Here is a 15767-nt window from a genome sequence, read left to right as displayed (position 1 = left end):
GCAAGAGATCTCTTGCCTAGACGTTTTTTCTTCTTTTTACAAAGGAATTTACAAGCCTTAATCTAATTTAGTAAGAGGTAAAAAAACATGTGAGGTGTGGTAGATGATTCATTTTTTTGAATATAATTGGCAAGTGAGAGATGAATGGTTTAGCTGGTGTTATCAACTTTCTAGAGAAGAACTGTTGAAGAAGCGGACTGGAGGAACGGGCAGCATTTTACAAACTCTGTTTCATATTATTGATGTGGAAGACAGTTGGATACGCGCCATCCAAGGTAAACCAGATATCGTTCTTTCTTTTGAAGAACACGATACGCTCGAAAAGCTTCAAGCACTCTCTTCCGCACATAGACCCGAAATTGCCGACTTTCTAAGTCATTTGAATTTTTCCAACAAAAGGTACGTAACAGTCCCTTGGGATTCTACTTCTTACACGGAAGCTGACATTTTGCATCACATCATCATTCATGAAATCCATCACATCGGCCAGCTTTCTATTTGGGCAAGAGAGGTGAATAAACAGCCTATTTCTTCTCACTATGTAGGAAGAAACATAAAAGACATTCCTTCGTACTTCTCTAAAAACAATTGACCAACAAGAACAAACGTTCTATAGTGAATATATGGAGGTGAAAACGATGCGACCTGAACTTACAAAAGATTTACTTATCAAAGACTTTACCGATTTTTACTGGCTCAAAACCGAGCTGCAGCAATTTTGCCGAGAAAACAACATGAGCCCGTCTAGATCTAAAATGGAACTTTCAAAAAGAATTGAAGTGTTTTTAACCACCAGTGACACTCAACACTTAGGAGCACCTTCTAAAAGACGCTCGTCCTCTAAAACACAAGCGCCGCTAACATTAGATACCGTCATTGGGGAAAATCACCGCTGCAGTCAAGAAGTACGGGCTTTTTTTAAGAAAGCCATTCATCCTACGTTTCATTTTTCCACGTATATTCAAAACTACTTTAAAGAAAATGTAGGGAAAACCTATCTAGATGTGGTAAAAGCGTGGCATGAAGAAGAAAAACGTAAAAAGCAGCCTTCTTATCAAAAAGAAATTGCGCCTCAGTTTGAGTACAACCGCTTTATTCGCGATTTTTTTAACGATTCGAAAAACAAAGGAAAAAGCCGCGATGATGCAATTGCGGCGTGGAAGCATTTAAAAGTTCAGCCTGGAAGCAATTAATACCGCTCTTAACTCAAACTCTACATATAAAGACCATTAAAACACCACCTCAAGAAAAGGTGGTGTTTGTGCACGCCTGTAGATTTCTTCACATACACATGTACTGTTTGTTACGGCGTAAAATCTTTAGCTATAAACGGACTCTTTTTTAATTAAACCAAGCGTCTGTGAAGTAGACGCATGAATTTCGTTAAAGAAGTCTGGATGATCAACTAACGACATGCCATAAGAAGGAATCATTTCTTTTATTTTTGGCTCCCACTTGTTCATGTTTTCTGGGAAGCATTTTTCCAATACTTCTAGCATAACGTGAACGGCCGTTGACGCACCAGGAGAAGCGCCAAGAAGTGCAGCAACAGAACCATCAGCGGCACTTACAACTTCTGTACCAAACTGAAGCGTTCCTTTCCCACCGGCTTCCGTGTCTTTGATTACCTGCACACGCTGGCCTGCTACCACGATATCCCAGTCTTCGCTTTTCGCGTTCGGGATAAACTCACGCAGTTCTTCTACACGTTTTTCATTTGATAACAGCACTTGCTGAATTAAATATTTTGTTAACGCCATTTCTTTGACGCCTGCTGCTAGCATGGTTAAAATATTATTCGGCTTTACAGAACTGATTAAGTCCAAGTTTGAACCAGTTTTTAAGAATTTCGGTGAAAAGCCGGCAAACGGGCCAAAAAACAGCGTCTTTTTGTTGTCAATATAGCGTGTATCAAGGTGCGGAACTGACATTGGCGGAGCTCCGACTTTGGCTTTTCCGTATACTTTCCCGTGGTGCTGCGCAATCACTTCAGGGTTATTGCATACCATAAATAATCCGCTTACCGGGAAGCCTCCAATATGCTTGGATTCAGGAATACCTGTTTTTTGAAGTAAAGGCAAGCTTCCGCCTCCACCACCGATAAAGATGAACTTTGCCGTGTGGTACTCAACTTTGCCGCTGTCTACATCTGCGACTTTTACTTCCCACATACCGTCACTTTTACGTTTAATATCTTTTACACTTCGTTTGTAATGAACGTGAACCCCTTTATTCTTCAGGTGGTCAAACAACATGCGTGTTAAAGCACCAAAGTTTACGTCTGTTCCCGAATCAATTTTAGTTGCGGCAATCGGTTCATTTGACGTGCGCCCCTTCATGATTAACGGAATCCATTCTTTTAGTTTGTCAGGACTGTCGGAATACTCCATTCCTTGAAACAACGGATTGTTTGACAGCGCTTCAAAACGCTTTTTCAGAAACGATACATTTTTTTCCCCTTGTACCAAACTCATATGCGGAATTGGCATGATAAAATCTTGCGGATTGCGAATCAACTTGCTGCTTACCAGATAAGACCAAAACTGTCTTGATAGCTGAAACTGCTCGTTAATTCGGATCGCTTTTGTTATATCTATAGATCCATCAGCTTTTTCTGATGTATAGTTTAGTTCGCACAGCGCAGAATGGCCCGTCCCTGCATTATTCCATTCGTTTGAGCTTTCTTCCCCTGCGTCTGCGAGTTTTTCAAATACTTTAATGTCCCATTCAGGTGCTAACTCTTTGAGTAATGATCCCAAAGTTGCGCTCATGACTCCGGCACCAATTAAGATAACGTCTGTTTTTTTCTGTACGTTGCTCATTATAACCTTCCTCATCCCCTATATTTGTAAAAAGATGTAGGCGCTCCTGCTTACGTAGTAAAAAAATTCAGGTGCGACCTAAGAACACACCTTTTTCTGTCTCACTTATAACTATATCACAGTATAATTGTCTGATGATTATAAACTATTCAAAAATGATAAAAAAGTGAGAAAATCGCCCACAAATTCTAAAAAACTTATTAAATTCCCTCTGCATTTTCTTTTATTAGGAAACTTTTATACCTACTTCTAAGTGGCAAAGCATTGATTAATAAAATAACAAACTATTCCAAAAATTCAGCTTAAAAACCAAAATAACTGCCTTGAAAATTTCACCTACTATAACTATACTCACTCGAACGAACAAACAGCACTAGAAATAGAAAAGCCTTCATTCTTTTTGACTAGTTATACGTAGACGTATATATGTATAGAGCACCAGCTCGTCCTGGTGCATTTTTAGAAAAATAAGTATATATTGCAATGCCTAATTTTCAGCCCATATTGCAAGTTACAACATCTATGTCATATAACATACCATGAAATAAGTGAATAAGTAAATGATTATTCAGAAATTTATGTTATAAAACCTAACATGTATGTTGACTTTTACATAGAACATACTTAACAGTAATTTACATGCTCCTTTCATTTTAAATTTGTTTAATTACTTTATTTATGAGCCATGGTTGTTGCTGAGTTTAATCAAAACAAGCCACGATTAGCACGTGACTTGTTTTGTTTCTTATTGAGCTGGTTGAATATCATCTTGTGTAAACGTCCAAATACCACGATTTTTACTAAAACCGCTAAATTCAAACTTAAAATCTCCTTCTTTTGGTATATCAAACGTTGCAATACCGCTTTGTTTTTCTCCTGGTGAAATGTTTCCGTTCAAATGATTCTCTGTGGCACCAGAAACAACCGTAGAAAAGTATTGAGTGTCTCCTTTTTGAATATCAAAATGAAGTAGCTCACTTATTTTATGATTTTTCTTTCCTTTATTCTCAATCGTAATATTCATTTTGATAAACTGTCCGTTTTTGTTTTTAGATAAATCATCATCCGGTACGACTTGTGGAGAGTCTACTGTAATCGTAAAATCATCAACATTAGCAGTTTCACCTAATTTTTTGGTGACCGTATTGTATAATTTATCCGTTTTTTCTTTATCAAACTTCGCATCAACATTTAGCTCTTTATCGTCCGATTTCTTTTCTGATGACTCAGCTGAGTGTTTCTCATTTCCACTGGCCTTTTCTGATTCTCCGCTCGAACAAGCCGCAAGCCCTAATACTAGGAAGCATGTACTTGCTCCTATTAACCATTTTTCCTTACTCATTATGGGTTCTTCCTTCTTTCAATTAGTATTTTATGTATAAAGAGTTAAATCTACGTAACTCTTGATCCAAAAATAAGATATACCAAATACTAACAATCTGTCAAAAGTAAATATATTACAACTGTTCTATGCATTAAATAAGGACCTTCTGCTCAAAACTCATTCATTAGACAATAGCAGTACTCATATACCTTAGCAAATTGCCATTCATCATCACGTACTTAAGTAATGTTATTATTCCACTGAAGGGTTATGATCGGCTTTTACATGCTTTAGTCCTTCTATTACTTTATTCATTCGTGGCAATAAATCTTTTATTTCGTCTAATGTTAGCTCGTTTTGCGCTTCTTTTGGGTTAAATTTCCCTAACCTTCCTGTTATACCTCTAATGTGCCCAACGAAAACTTGCTCATGGGTGATTGCAATTTCTCCAATAGCAGTGTCCGCAATAAAATCTTCTACCTTGCCTAAGTTATCAAATTCATCCGCTAGTTTTGCTATAGCATATCTATACCCTCTGCCTTCATCTAACAACTCTTCATACGTCTCCTGAATTGCATCAAATATTTCATTATACTCCCAATCTTTCATAGTATTACTCCTCCTTTATCTCCGATTAACGCTTAAAGGACAAAGTTTTTCAACCTTGTCCTTTAAATGACTAGCTTATTTTATTTAACCGCCAAACCCCATAAGGGTTATAAAAAGGATCATCACTTTCAAACAGCACACACGATTCTGCCCTTAATTGAAAAACAGGAGCTTTAGGGTCGACACTAAATGTTTCTCCACTATTAAATATGGGATTGTCGATCAACGTATATAGGCAAAAGGTTTGAAATAACTCTACTGTTTCAGCTGGATTGGTATTAGATGTAGATGTTAGTAAATCTTTATAGCCGAAATTATGCATACCACAGGTGTAAAACACATCTTCTTCTCTGGACATTTGAACGAAAGCAGCAAATGCTCTGTTCTCTGTACCATTGTTAACGTATTCTATCCAATTATCTTTGGTAGTGGCCTTTCCAGATGACTCAACGTTCACTGCTAAACCGCCCGATTGAAGAACTGCCTTTGCGACACTCATAATTTCAATAACTTGCTCAAGTGATCCACCTTCTGCAAGAATATACACCATACTACGGTGACTTTGAAGAGTTTCAATATCACCCTTTGTAAACGATCCATTTCCACCAAGCTCAAACGCTTCAGCTACATAAGGAATATGTTCGTCAACAAATTCTATTTGATACAAATATTTAGGTGTCTGTAATTTACCTATATGATGTTCCCCTAGGTATACAAACTCTTGTTGACTTTCATTAAATTTTTCTTTAAATGCTTGTCTATCCTGCCATATGCCCGGTATTCCCAAAATAATTTTCGAGTTATTTTCCACGCTCTCACCCACTTATAATAAATTAATTTATTGCTAGCTGTTCTTCAACAATAGCTCAATTTGCTTAATTTGAATAGCATGCATAGATTCTTCTTTTAGTTTTTCGAGGCTCTTTTGTAATTTGTCTAATGATTTTTATAGTTTTCAAGAAAAAAGCACTTCTGGATTTATTCAGAAGTGCTTTTACTCTCATTTATTTAATAAGCATATTTGCCTTTAATTTTCATCAACAACTCTTCAATAATCTCTTTCTTTTCAGAATTTTTCCCTATATAAAATTCACATGCAGCACTTAAATACTGATACAGTTCGTCATAATTCACAATATCATAGTCATCATCACCATCACCAGAATAAAATAAAACTTTATTTTGTCCAAAATACTCCTCATCATCTTGTTCATATTCATCTGAATAAATAACTCCATTATATTCCCGACGCTCTCCCTCTTTATTTTTAAAATCTTCTAAGTGTTGTAAAAAGTTACGTCCATTTACATATATATTCAAAACATCAATAACTGCCTCTTTATTTAAATTGTTCTGTTTCATTATCTCAATAAATTCTTTATATACGTTCATACTAATCCACCCATTCTACTACTGGATAAGCATTCTCTATTTCTCCAGTTTCTGAATTCATAATACCTTCAAATTTCAATTTTTTCCATTATAGTCTGTTTGTCCTTGTATTTTTATCTTCTTTTGTTTTAATAGTGGAATTTCTCTTTTATTGTTTAAACCCTCTTCCATTGCCTTTTTGCTAAAATCTATTATTTCATCATTTGAAATAATTTTTGGATCATACACTGTCTTTTTATACATTTTATCTCTATTAGGTATTACTTTGTATTCACCAGTCCCGTTTTTTCCTGTATAATCCATTTTTTCATATTTTACTTTATATTCTATATCAAAAATTCCATCTATATCTGGATGTTCCTTTTTAACAACAGGTCCTAACTCATATTTGTTAGAATTACTATTAAAATAATTTTTAAACTCATCATAATTATGTCCACCACTAATACCATTACGTTCAGTAAACTTTTCAACTGGTCCTATTGTATGTTCAACATAGTAGCCTTCTTTAAATTTAAGATTACCCGTACCCTTAGCGACAGCCCCCTGATCATTGGCCCACTTAACATTCCCCTTACTACCCGACTCCTCCACTTTCTCCAACGCTTTGGACTGACCTTTCGAAACATTCCCTATCTTATACGTCGTTAACCCATTTAACGCTTCACCAAAGGTCTTTCCAGGTAAAGCCTTTCCTATCCCTACCAGTTGAGGTTGAGGACGTAAAGTCGATATCTCCGCATCTAGTAAAGGTTTGATCTGCTTTTGAAACGGTTCATATACCTTTTCTGACTAATTGCTTGCTGCTTTTGGGCTAAATCATTTGTTCAAGACCTACTTCCTTTATCACGTTCCCTTGTTTTTCTTTTCTTGTCAAGGTTAGTTAAATCCAGACTTACTCCTAGTTAGCTACTCTCATTACTTCTTGATCACTATATCTATTCTTCTTCGGATACCTTTTTATCAAATCCAACTTTATAAAAAAACCTTGAAAGGGTTTAGCCAATCAAGGAATAAATAATATATTCGTTAAATTTCCAATCTACTAATAAATCAAGGTAATACTTATCATTTTCTTCTATTTTCTTTAAAAATTAGCAATCTTACCTATATCCTATATTGTATGTAATCTAATAATAAAAGCACGTGTTGCCTACCGTAGACAATCAAGTGCTTTAAGTTCATATGTTTTTAAGTAGCATAAATTTGTAAGTGTTATAGTAACAGTATTACATCAAAACTTACTAGTTTGTACGAGTTCATTAATTTCATGCCCATTCTATGTGTTTGTTTATATTCATCACCCCGTAAAACGTCATCTCGCCTAATCTCGTACTTCTTTTTCTATTCTATCATTGCACATCATACTCCATGATGGTACAACCATCATGGAGTATGCACTTTTTAATAGTCTACTCTTTTTCTTTCGACTGCAAATACACTTTATTTTCTACTCACCCACCTATATTTGTTATCTTTGACTACAAACCACATTTTTTGGCGTTCTCCTATGTAAATTATAGTTTTAGCATTTATAAAGTCACTGTAATCCATTTCGTATATTTGCTTAATCTCTTAAATTATTAATTACAACATATAAAATTTGGTAACTAAGGATTCTTCAATCCATTAATAAAACCCTTAAAGCTATCAGCTATTTTATACGTATTTTCTTCTTCACTAGACTGCGGAAAATAAAAAGAGTGATCCCAATAATATACACCATGGTTTTCAGTATCTGTAATAAGTACAATTAATCCTGAACCTGGATCATCTCCTATTATTAAACTATTCGGTAACATATCTTCTTCAAACTCTTCATAGCATTCACTTAAATCAAAAGTTCTTTTTACACCTATACCATACAAGACATCTAAAGGGATTTCCTGATTTAATTCTTTAACAAAAAATTTACTATACCTAACTTTCGAAGTCCCCCCGTTATATTCACTTAAAAATTTTTTATAATCTTCCGGAAGTAAAAATCCCAAAAACTCTTCTAATTCTTCAATCGATTCTTCAGTTGCTTTACCAAAAGCATTTAAATTCATTTATTTCACTCCCATTTAATCTTTTAACTTCTTAGCTAATGACATTCCACCCATATGTCGAAATCTTCTGTGCATCTCTTTATTAACTTCTTGCATTGTTGTTAAATCTTGATGATGGTGCCACGTGTTTTCATCTAATTTCGGTCCATTTGGAGCTAATTCATCAGCCTTAGCAAAATCAATGTCATATCTATTAAATTCACCTATCGGAACTTCTTGTCTTACCAACCCAGCAGATTTAAAGTCCGGAAAACCTCCAGGATAAGAAACTTGATTTGGAGGAATATCCCAATCAATATAAGTCCATATTCCTTCCTCGCCAATTTCGATTTTCCCACCTTTTTTCTGCCATTTTTCAGGATCTCTAGAATATAGGGGTTTAGTAGATAATTGTTCCTCTGTAAACTTCACTATTTCTGAATTTTTACCCGTACCCCTAGCAACAGCCTCCTGATCATAAGCCCCTTCAACATTCGCCTTACCACCAGGCTTTTCCACTTTCTCCAACGCATTCGACTGCCCTTTTGAAACACGTCCAATCTTATACGTCGTTAACCCATGTAACGCTTCACCAAAGGTCTTTCCAGGTAACGCCTCTCCTATCCCTACCAGTTGAGGTTGAGGACGTAAAGTCGGTATCTCAGCATCTAGTAAAGGTTGAAGCTGCTTCTGAACAGGTTCATACACCTTCTTCGACCAATTGCTTGCTGCTTTTGGGCTGACGGCATTTCGCATATCGCTTAATGTTTTGGTTGCTTTATGTGCAGGTACACGCGGAACGTTTGTTACTTTTGGAACGGATTTTACCGCTCCTGCGGGTTTCGCTCCTCCAATGACACTCGCAAACAGAAACATGCTGTTTTCCCAGTGCTCTTTTGAAAGAGGTTTGTCCGGATTAAGTGCCTGCTGCCCTACATCTAAGAGTCCCATCGTTGCGTGATTGACAAAGTCATACGGTGAATCAAACGATTTTTCTCCTCGTTCATTCAACCCCTCTTTGAAGGAAACAGCGCCATCAAATCCGCCCATCGTTATATAGTTTCCAAAGTCATACAAGGAGTTGTACCGTTTATCTGCTCTCTCTCCCATACCGGCCCAAATGTCTTGTGCTACGCCTTTAGTACCCGTAACTGTACCTTTTGCTAAAGTTATAGCACCTTCTCCTACGTCCTTGACTACAGCTTTTATACCGGTTTCTTCTTTTTTAGCCGCAGGGTTCTCGCAGATTTCTGTAAAGTCAAAGGATTCAGCAGTTTTTTCAGGTGTCACATCTCTAACCTGACCCTGACTCATCACCGACTGCATAAGCATTCCCTCAACTTTATTTGAATGCCAAATCTATGCTGGTTGAAAGGTTGTTTTTGATAGCTTTATATAAAATATGAACATTATTTAGCGGCGTTTGCAGCTTTTTCATCTGCTTCTTTTATGGACTGCACGGATTTTTTGGTGGCGTTCAAATCATCGAGGAGCGTTTGCTTGTAGTCCACAATTAACGTTTGAAGCTGCTGGTTCAACTGGTTTAATTCATCGAGCACCGCTAGTTCTTGTCCGCTTCCTACGTGAAACGGAAAAAGCGGCTGAAACTGCTGCGCAGCAGCGCTTAGGTCACTAAGCGTTCTATTAATTTCACCATCTATTACTTTAATTTCGTCTGCCATATTGCATCACACCTTATCTTTTGCTTCGTCTTCTTGCATTTTAATGGCGCGTTCCATCCCTTGTATATCCGATTGAAGCGCCGTAATTTTTGCTTCAATTGTCGTAAGGGCATCCGTCAGCTGACGGGTCAGCAAATCATCGTATTCATCTAACATAGCAGTGCGGATGTCTTCAAACCCAACAGCAAGGCTGCCTGACCAAGTGGCGGAAGTGAGCTCTGGTTCTTTTACCTTTTCCTTTGCACGTTCAAGCTCGCCTTTGACTTCCGTTAACGTGTTTTTACTAGCCGTAAGCTGCTGGATATCTTCATGTGCCTGCTTCACTTGGGTATACAGATGAGCAACAAACATCTCATTCATATGATGACACTTCCTTTATATCTATCTCTTGGATCTTCTTACAGTAATCCCCTTTTATAGCTTATCAAATAACGAAAGAGAGCACATCGGCACGTTTTCTTATATTTTTTGGGAATAATGTAGGTTTTTAGTTCAATACCCACTCTTCAGGATAAAATAACCAAAACTATCTTACCATTGACAATTTATCAAGATTTTTGGACTACTTCGTGTGTTATTTCCATGCCACTAAAAGGCCTTTTTACACAATTTTTTTGTTAAAACGCATTCATTCTTTCTATTTCCAAATATTTAAACATGCGCTAGTATATACATAATATAAAGAGGAGGTTGAGTATGAGAGAAAAGCTCGTAAGACTCGGTTATTTACTGGGGTTGGCTCTTGTTTTGTCCGGCATTTTATATTTCTTTGCATCGAACTGGCAAGGCTTTGACCGTTACACTAAAATTGCGCTGAGCGTGGGGCTGATGCTGCTGTTTTACGGAAGTGCGTTTGCGGTGCGAAAGCTGCTTCCTCAGCAGGCGTTTTTAAGTCACTGGACGCTTTTGGCCGGCGCTCTTTCATTTGGATTAAGCATCGCGCTTCTTTCTCAAATTTACAACACGCACGCTGAATCGTACTGGCTGTTTTTAATTTGGCTTGTGCCGGTTATTTTGTTTAGCTTTTTTACAAAGTATCAGCCGTTTTACGTGTTATCGTTTGTTTTATTTCAATTCACCATGGCTTTTTTTATTTCACCAACCGGCGCAGTTTCACAGCGAGGCGAACATGAGACGCTTTTACTTTACGCAGGAATGGCGTTTGTGAACTTACTCATCTTTTGGATCATAAAAAAGAAACAGCGCTCGTCTCCTGTGATCATGTATGCGGCGTTTTGTTTGTTTCACTACATTTTTTTAACTGTTTCCCTGCCGGATTTCATAGGTAGCTCTAGCTTACGGATTGGTCTTATTATTTTTTATTTGCTGTTCTTACTAAGCTCCTTTTTTTATTTTTCAAAAGTGGAGCCGCAAAGGCCGTTTTTAGGGATTTCCATTGTGGCATTTGCTTTATTTGTTATTGAACAGTTTTTCTCTTTTATTTTTAAACACTATGCTGAATGGTCACTGTTCTTAGCTTTAGGATTCGTGATTTTATTTATTGGTGCAAGCGTGTGGTTTGTCAAATGGCTCACTGCTAACACATCAGCACAAAAAACCTCGCTCCGCGTAATCAAACGAATAGCAGTGATTGGGATTACGGCCATTGCATCGGTGATCGGCAGCAGCTCTTTAGGAGGACTTGTCACACTTATTACAGGAACGTACCCAACAAACGGAATGCTTGTGATTGGCGTTTTGCTGATTGTGGCATGTTATTTAATTAAAGCAGATATTCCAACGGTAAAATATACGCTTTTAATGATGGGCGTATTAATTAGCGGCGGCGCTTCTTTTTTTGTGAACGACATTCTGTTTTTTATCTACGTCATCGCACTTGTAGCGCTTTTAGTATTCACAAAGCATACGCCCGTTCGCATGCTGCTTTTTGTGCTAGTGCAAGGGCTTCTGTTAATAAAGGTTCCGACTGCTTACTATGACACTATCAAAATAGATTATGTGCTGCTCGCTTTGTTTCTATTAAATGCCGCTGTGTACGCGATAAACGTACACCACGCGTTTAAAAAAGCAGCGCTGCTTCTTGCTTTTATCTTTTTACTGTCGCTGACTGAATTAAGCGAACCGTCTTTTTTAAATATTATTTACTGCACGGTGTTTTTTGTAATTTCAACTGTCCTTTTATTTGTGACGGTACGAAAAGAGCCAAAATATGATTTTATTGTCGGCATGATTTTCTGGTTTGTTTTTTTAGCGATGAAATATTACGACTTTGTGTGGGATTTATTTAATAAATCACTTGTGCTCGTTATTTTAGGTCTGATCTTTCTTTTCCTAAGCAGAAAATGGGACCTGTCAACGCCTGATCAGCCACAGCCGTCGTTTCTTGACCGCAGCCGAACCGCTGTATGGATCATCATTCTTGTTCAGCTTATTATGCTGGGCGGCATTTTCACTAAAAACGAAGTGCTTCTTCAAAACGGAAAAGAAATTAAGCTCGCTTTACAGCCGATCGATCCGCGCTCGCTGCTGCAAGGCGATTACGTTGAGCTAAATTACGACATTGCGCACGTTACCTTACCTCATGTGAAAGACGGAGAAAAAGTGAAGCTCGTTCTTCGCCCTAACAAACAAGGTGTGTATGAATACGCAAAAATCTACCAAGAGGATGATGACTGGAATAAGCCGTATGTTTCTAAAGAAAAAGACGTTGTGATTACGGGCAGCTATCACGACTGGGGAATTCAGTACGGAATTGAGCATTACTTTATTCCAGAAGGAACCGGCAGCAAAGTGGAAAGCGAAGCTCGTTTTGCTACTGTACGCGTTGGAAAAAATGGAGATGCGATCGTTACAAAAGTAGGCAAATAAAAAAGCAGTCGCTTCAACATTGAAGCGGCTGTTTTTTGTTTTAATTGATAAATACGCCGATGGTCATCGTTAAAATAAGAATCACAAAGAAAATAATGATTCCATAGCCAATCCATTTTATTCTTTTGGGCGTTCCGTTTACATTCATATCCGTTATTCTTCCTTCAATACGCTTTTGATGTTCAGTAACATCATTTATTCATTGTTAGGCGAAGTGATATTATCCTTCTTTTCCATTTAATCGTTTTCTTTTTTCTAACAGCTCTTCATATCTTTTTTCAAGCTGCTGCTTTTCTTTTCCTTCTGGCGTGATAGAAAGCTCGCTAATCACTTTTGTTAATTCTAATTGAAGCGCAAGTTTCTCCGCTTCACTTTGCTGCTGTGACGCTTTTTTGCTTTTACCCGTGTCTTCAATCGCCGCGAGCTCCGCTTTGGACTGTTTTAACGTCAAAACATGCGTCGCAAGCTTTTTAACAAAATAGCGGTCGTGCGTCACAAATAAAATCGTCCCTGGATAAGCTTTTAACACTTCTTGAAGCGCTTCTTTTGTATGAAGATCAAGATAGTTGGTCGGTTCATCTAAAAGAAGAACGTTATAATTTCCTAAAAAGACTTTTGCTAATGCCGTTTTCACTCGTTCTCCTCCGCTTAGCATCTCTACTTTTTTATACACGTCTTCACGTTTGAAAAGCAAACGTGATAGTACCGTACGAATAAATTGTTCGGTGTACGGACTGTCTTCTTTAATGTTTTCTAAAATGCTTTTAGCGGGATCTAGATTTTCAAGGCGCTGATGGAAAAAGCCGAGTTTTACAGGCTTCGCAACCGTGATACCTTCTGTTCGCTGCTTAATCATATTCAGCAGCGTAGATTTTCCGGCACCGTTTTTGCCGACAATCGCTACTTTCGCTCCTGGCTTCACACCGCCTTTTAGATTTTGAAACAAGATATGATTACCAGCTAATGCGGATACTTTGTCAAAGCTCAGTACCTGCTTGCTGTGTACTTGGTGAAACTGCGACAGGTCAAAATGAATTTCTTCCATTTCTTTTGGCTTTTCTTTTTTCTCCAGCTTTTCAATTCTTGTTTCAATCGCTTTTGCGCTTCTGTCTAGCTTCGCTTTTTGTTTTCCGACCGCTCGCTTATGAAGTCTCGCTTCAGAATTGCCCATGCGGCTCGGCGCTTTTTTAAGAGACTTTGATTTTTGGCTTTTTTCTTCAGAGGCGAGTTCAAGCCGCTGCTTTTCTTTTACATACTGTTCATATTCAAACTGCTGTCTTTCAACCGCGTGTTTTTTTTGCGTCACATATTCTTGATAATTGCCTTCATAGCAGTGAATTTTGCCGTCTTCTACTTCCCAAATAGACGTACAAAGGCGGTTTAATAATTCTCGGTCATGTGAAATCAGCAGCAGACTCCCTGTAAAAGATTTCATTTCTTCTTCAAATTTTTCTACGCCTTTTACATCTAAGTGGCTCGTCGGCTCATCGGCTGCAAGCAGTTCTGCGCCGGATGAAAGAGCAGCTGCAATTTTCTTTCTTGTTTCTTCTCCTCCGCTAAGAAAGTCCGCTTCAGTTGGCACGTTCCACTGACTTTTCATCTCAGGAGAAACGGCCGATGTAGGTTGAACATCAAGCTGAGGAATCAGTGAGGAACGGCCATATGTTTGAACAATTCCTTGATCTGGACTCATTTTTTTCATTAAAATATGAAGCAACGTCGATTTGCCTTCTCCGTTTTTCCCAACAATTCCAATTCGCTCTCCGCGATGTACTTGAAGCATTTCTGCTTGAAAAAGCAGGCGATCTCCATAACTTTTTTCAATATTTATAGCTTCTAACAATAACATAAAAAAACCTCCCTAGGATTTCTAGAGAGGATTAGAGGTCATAATTAGGCATACGCAAATATGCACCCTTTTTATAGAGTAAAAAAAGGGAGAAATCACTTCATATAAGACATATAGAAATGGCACCTAAAAATGTACAGACTAATCCTATCTAGACAAATGTTCATTTAAAATAAAGTTTTAAAAGAATGTCTAAAAAAATAGGATTACTTATCCATTGTCTACGGTACCTTTCCTTTCTTAGTATAAAATGACTTGCTTCTTACAGTGTATGATGAAGTTTTTTAAATGTCAATATCCATTTGGATGATATTTCCTTCTGTCTCCGCACAAATATTTGACTGCTGAACGCCAACACCTTTACTATTATTTGATAAAAGAGATGAATAACAGTTTAACCCGTTTTAATATAATAGTTCAGCAGTGGAGAAGCTAGAAAAGAAATAATACTGTAGAAAGAGAGAGCCTATGATTAGCCAACATTCTTATTTTCAACAATGTCTGCCTGCCCTTCAACAATTACATAATATGAATTTCACGAAAGAACAGCTGTTGCAAAAAGACTTTTTAATCGGTCAAGAAAAGGAACTAAGCATGTACTACTCACCCCATAACGATTACATAAATCCAGAAGCTCATATTATTATTGCCGGCATCACACCAGGCTGGTTTCAAATGAAAACCGCTTTTAAACAATGCGTTTCCAGCCTGTCCCATCATCATCCGCTTGAACAAGTACTGTACGAAACAAAAAAAGCCGCTAGCTTTAGCGGAACGATGAGAGTAAATTTAATAGACATGTTAGACAGGTGCGGCGTTCAAAAAGCGATAGGTATGGACAGTGCCTCTGAGTTATTTGCTTCACAGCGAGATATGCTGCATACAACGTCCGTATTAAAGTATCCTGTGTTTTACAAAGGAAAAAACTATACGGGTCATCAGCCGCCAATTGAACGATCAGCACTTCTTTCACACTATGCTTTTGAAGTGTTTCCACAGGAATTGAACGAAATAAAGAATCCGTGCTTAATCGTTCCGCTAGGAAAAGCAGTTGAAAATGTTTTAAGAAAACTTTCAAGTGAATCTTCGCTTTCTCAGCATACGTATTTATTTGGCTTTCCACATCCATCAGGAGCAAACGGACATCGAAAACGAATATTTGAAGAACACCTAAGGGAATTTACGGAAATTGTGGAGGAGTGGGCTGTAAACAGAAGGAGTTGAAAACGA

At 37.6% G+C, this 15767-nt stretch carries 15 protein-coding genes; 4 read left to right on the top strand and 11 right to left on the bottom strand.

Features of this window, described 5'->3' with window-relative positions; all coding sequences use genetic code 11:
• Nucleotides 1-103: 103 nt before the first annotated feature.
• Together AC0C45_RS16475 and AC0C45_RS16470 are read left to right on the top strand one after the other, a co-directional pair.
• Nucleotides 104-592, top strand: a complete 489-nt coding sequence (locus AC0C45_RS16475; protein ID WP_014459715.1) for a DinB family protein — start codon at nucleotides 104-106, stop codon at nucleotides 590-592.
• Nucleotides 593-638: 46 nt separating this feature from the next.
• The gene (locus AC0C45_RS16470; protein ID WP_257062282.1) at nucleotides 639-1193 is read left to right on the top strand and encodes a DUF6434 domain-containing protein; all 555 of its coding nucleotides are present in this window, start codon (nucleotides 639-641) and stop codon (nucleotides 1191-1193) included.
• A gap of 126 nt (nucleotides 1194-1319) precedes the next feature.
• Here the strand turns inward: AC0C45_RS16470 and AC0C45_RS16465 are convergent, their stop codons facing one another.
• The 10 genes from AC0C45_RS16465 to AC0C45_RS16420 all read right to left on the bottom strand — a co-directional run bounded on the left by AC0C45_RS16465 (nucleotide 1320) and on the right by AC0C45_RS16420 (nucleotide 10219).
• On the bottom strand, nucleotides 1320-2822 hold the full coding sequence (locus AC0C45_RS16465; protein ID WP_472928264.1) for a malate:quinone oxidoreductase: 1503 nt from the start codon (nucleotides 2820-2822) through the stop codon (nucleotides 1320-1322).
• A gap of 745 nt (nucleotides 2823-3567) precedes the next feature.
• The gene (locus tag AC0C45_RS16460) at nucleotides 3568-4164 is read right to left on the bottom strand and encodes a DUF4352 domain-containing protein (protein ID WP_047931436.1); all 597 of its coding nucleotides are present in this window, start codon (nucleotides 4162-4164) and stop codon (nucleotides 3568-3570) included.
• A gap of 234 nt (nucleotides 4165-4398) precedes the next feature.
• Nucleotides 4399-4755 carry an Imm3 family immunity protein gene (locus tag AC0C45_RS16455; protein ID WP_047931435.1) on the bottom strand — a complete coding sequence of 119 codons (357 nt, stop codon included), beginning with the start codon at nucleotides 4753-4755 and terminating at the stop codon, nucleotides 4399-4401.
• Between the two features lie 70 nt (nucleotides 4756-4825).
• Nucleotides 4826-5566, bottom strand: a complete 741-nt coding sequence (locus AC0C45_RS16450) for a DUF4261 domain-containing protein (RefSeq protein WP_257062279.1) — start codon at nucleotides 5564-5566, stop codon at nucleotides 4826-4828.
• Between the two features lie 197 nt (nucleotides 5567-5763).
• On the bottom strand, nucleotides 5764-6147 hold the full coding sequence (cdiI, locus tag AC0C45_RS16445; protein WP_047931433.1) for a ribonuclease toxin immunity protein CdiI: 384 nt from the start codon (nucleotides 6145-6147) through the stop codon (nucleotides 5764-5766).
• A gap of 75 nt (nucleotides 6148-6222) precedes the next feature.
• Nucleotides 6223-6741, bottom strand: a complete 519-nt coding sequence (locus AC0C45_RS16440) for a CdiA family toxin C-terminal domain-containing protein (RefSeq protein WP_233335191.1) — start codon at nucleotides 6739-6741, stop codon at nucleotides 6223-6225.
• A 1016-nt stretch (nucleotides 6742-7757) separates the two neighbouring features.
• Nucleotides 7758-8198: an SMI1/KNR4 family protein gene (locus AC0C45_RS16435; RefSeq protein WP_013057446.1), complete on the bottom strand. Its 441-nt coding sequence runs from the start codon at nucleotides 8196-8198 to the stop codon at nucleotides 7758-7760.
• A 15-nt stretch (nucleotides 8199-8213) separates the two neighbouring features.
• Nucleotides 8214-9503 carry an HNH endonuclease gene (locus AC0C45_RS16430; protein WP_236691097.1) on the bottom strand — a complete coding sequence of 430 codons (1290 nt, stop codon included), beginning with the start codon at nucleotides 9501-9503 and terminating at the stop codon, nucleotides 8214-8216.
• Between the two features lie 83 nt (nucleotides 9504-9586).
• Nucleotides 9587-9859 (bottom strand): DUF5344 family protein, encoded by a 273-nt coding sequence (locus tag AC0C45_RS16425; RefSeq protein ID WP_016764504.1) that lies wholly within the window; start codon nucleotides 9857-9859, stop codon nucleotides 9587-9589.
• A 6-nt stretch (nucleotides 9860-9865) separates the two neighbouring features.
• Nucleotides 9866-10219, bottom strand: coding sequence for a YwqH-like family protein (locus tag AC0C45_RS16420; protein WP_016764505.1), 354 nt, complete (start codon nucleotides 10217-10219; stop codon nucleotides 9866-9868).
• A 336-nt stretch (nucleotides 10220-10555) separates the two neighbouring features.
• On the opposite strand from AC0C45_RS16420, the gene AC0C45_RS16415 reads away from it, so the two are divergent.
• Complete coding sequence (locus AC0C45_RS16415; protein ID WP_047931431.1) at nucleotides 10556-12688, top strand: GDYXXLXY domain-containing protein; 2133 nt, start codon at nucleotides 10556-10558, stop codon at nucleotides 12686-12688.
• A 220-nt stretch (nucleotides 12689-12908) separates the two neighbouring features.
• On the opposite strand, the gene abc-f is transcribed toward AC0C45_RS16415, so the two are convergent.
• Complete coding sequence (gene abc-f / locus AC0C45_RS16410; protein WP_472928262.1) at nucleotides 12909-14537, bottom strand: ribosomal protection-like ABC-F family protein; 1629 nt, start codon at nucleotides 14535-14537, stop codon at nucleotides 12909-12911.
• A gap of 468 nt (nucleotides 14538-15005) precedes the next feature.
• Between abc-f and AC0C45_RS16405 the strand changes: the two genes are divergently transcribed.
• Nucleotides 15006-15761 (top strand): hypothetical protein, encoded by a 756-nt coding sequence (locus AC0C45_RS16405; protein WP_237892422.1) that lies wholly within the window; start codon nucleotides 15006-15008, stop codon nucleotides 15759-15761.
• Nucleotides 15762-15767: the final 6 nt, after the last annotated feature.

This window comes from Priestia sp. VA7 (genome assembly GCF_055710015.1).
Note: the sequence above shows the minus strand (reverse complement) of the source record. Positions and strands in the feature narration are given on the sequence as shown.

What these genes read in the sequence shown, in the direction of transcription:
- AC0C45_RS16475 (WP_014459715.1), top strand. Translation starts at nt 104, where the DNA reads ATGATTCATTTTTTTGAATATAATTGGCAAGTGAGAGATGAATGGTTT.
- AC0C45_RS16470 (WP_257062282.1), top strand. Translation starts at nt 639, where the DNA reads ATGCGACCTGAACTTACAAAAGATTTACTTATCAAAGACTTTACCGAT.
- AC0C45_RS16465 (WP_472928264.1), bottom strand. Translation starts at nt 2,822, where the DNA reads ATGAGCAACGTACAGAAAAAAACAGACGTTATCTTAATTGGTGCCGGA.
- AC0C45_RS16460 (WP_047931436.1), bottom strand. Translation starts at nt 4,164, where the DNA reads ATGAGTAAGGAAAAATGGTTAATAGGAGCAAGTACATGCTTCCTAGTA.
- AC0C45_RS16455 (WP_047931435.1), bottom strand. Translation starts at nt 4,755, where the DNA reads ATGAAAGATTGGGAGTATAATGAAATATTTGATGCAATTCAGGAGACG.
- cdiI (WP_047931433.1), bottom strand. Translation starts at nt 6,147, where the DNA reads ATGAACGTATATAAAGAATTTATTGAGATAATGAAACAGAACAATTTA.
- AC0C45_RS16435 (WP_013057446.1), bottom strand. Translation starts at nt 8,198, where the DNA reads ATGAATTTAAATGCTTTTGGTAAAGCAACTGAAGAATCGATTGAAGAA.
- AC0C45_RS16430 (WP_236691097.1), bottom strand. Translation starts at nt 9,503, where the DNA reads ATGCAGTCGGTGATGAGTCAGGGTCAGGTTAGAGATGTGACACCTGAA.
- AC0C45_RS16425 (WP_016764504.1), bottom strand. Translation starts at nt 9,859, where the DNA reads ATGGCAGACGAAATTAAAGTAATAGATGGTGAAATTAATAGAACGCTT.
- AC0C45_RS16420 (WP_016764505.1), bottom strand. Translation starts at nt 10,219, where the DNA reads ATGAATGAGATGTTTGTTGCTCATCTGTATACCCAAGTGAAGCAGGCA.
- AC0C45_RS16415 (WP_047931431.1), top strand. Translation starts at nt 10,556, where the DNA reads ATGAGAGAAAAGCTCGTAAGACTCGGTTATTTACTGGGGTTGGCTCTT.
- abc-f (WP_472928262.1), bottom strand. Translation starts at nt 14,537, where the DNA reads ATGTTATTGTTAGAAGCTATAAATATTGAAAAAAGTTATGGAGATCGC.
- AC0C45_RS16405 (WP_237892422.1), top strand. Translation starts at nt 15,006, where the DNA reads ATGATTAGCCAACATTCTTATTTTCAACAATGTCTGCCTGCCCTTCAA.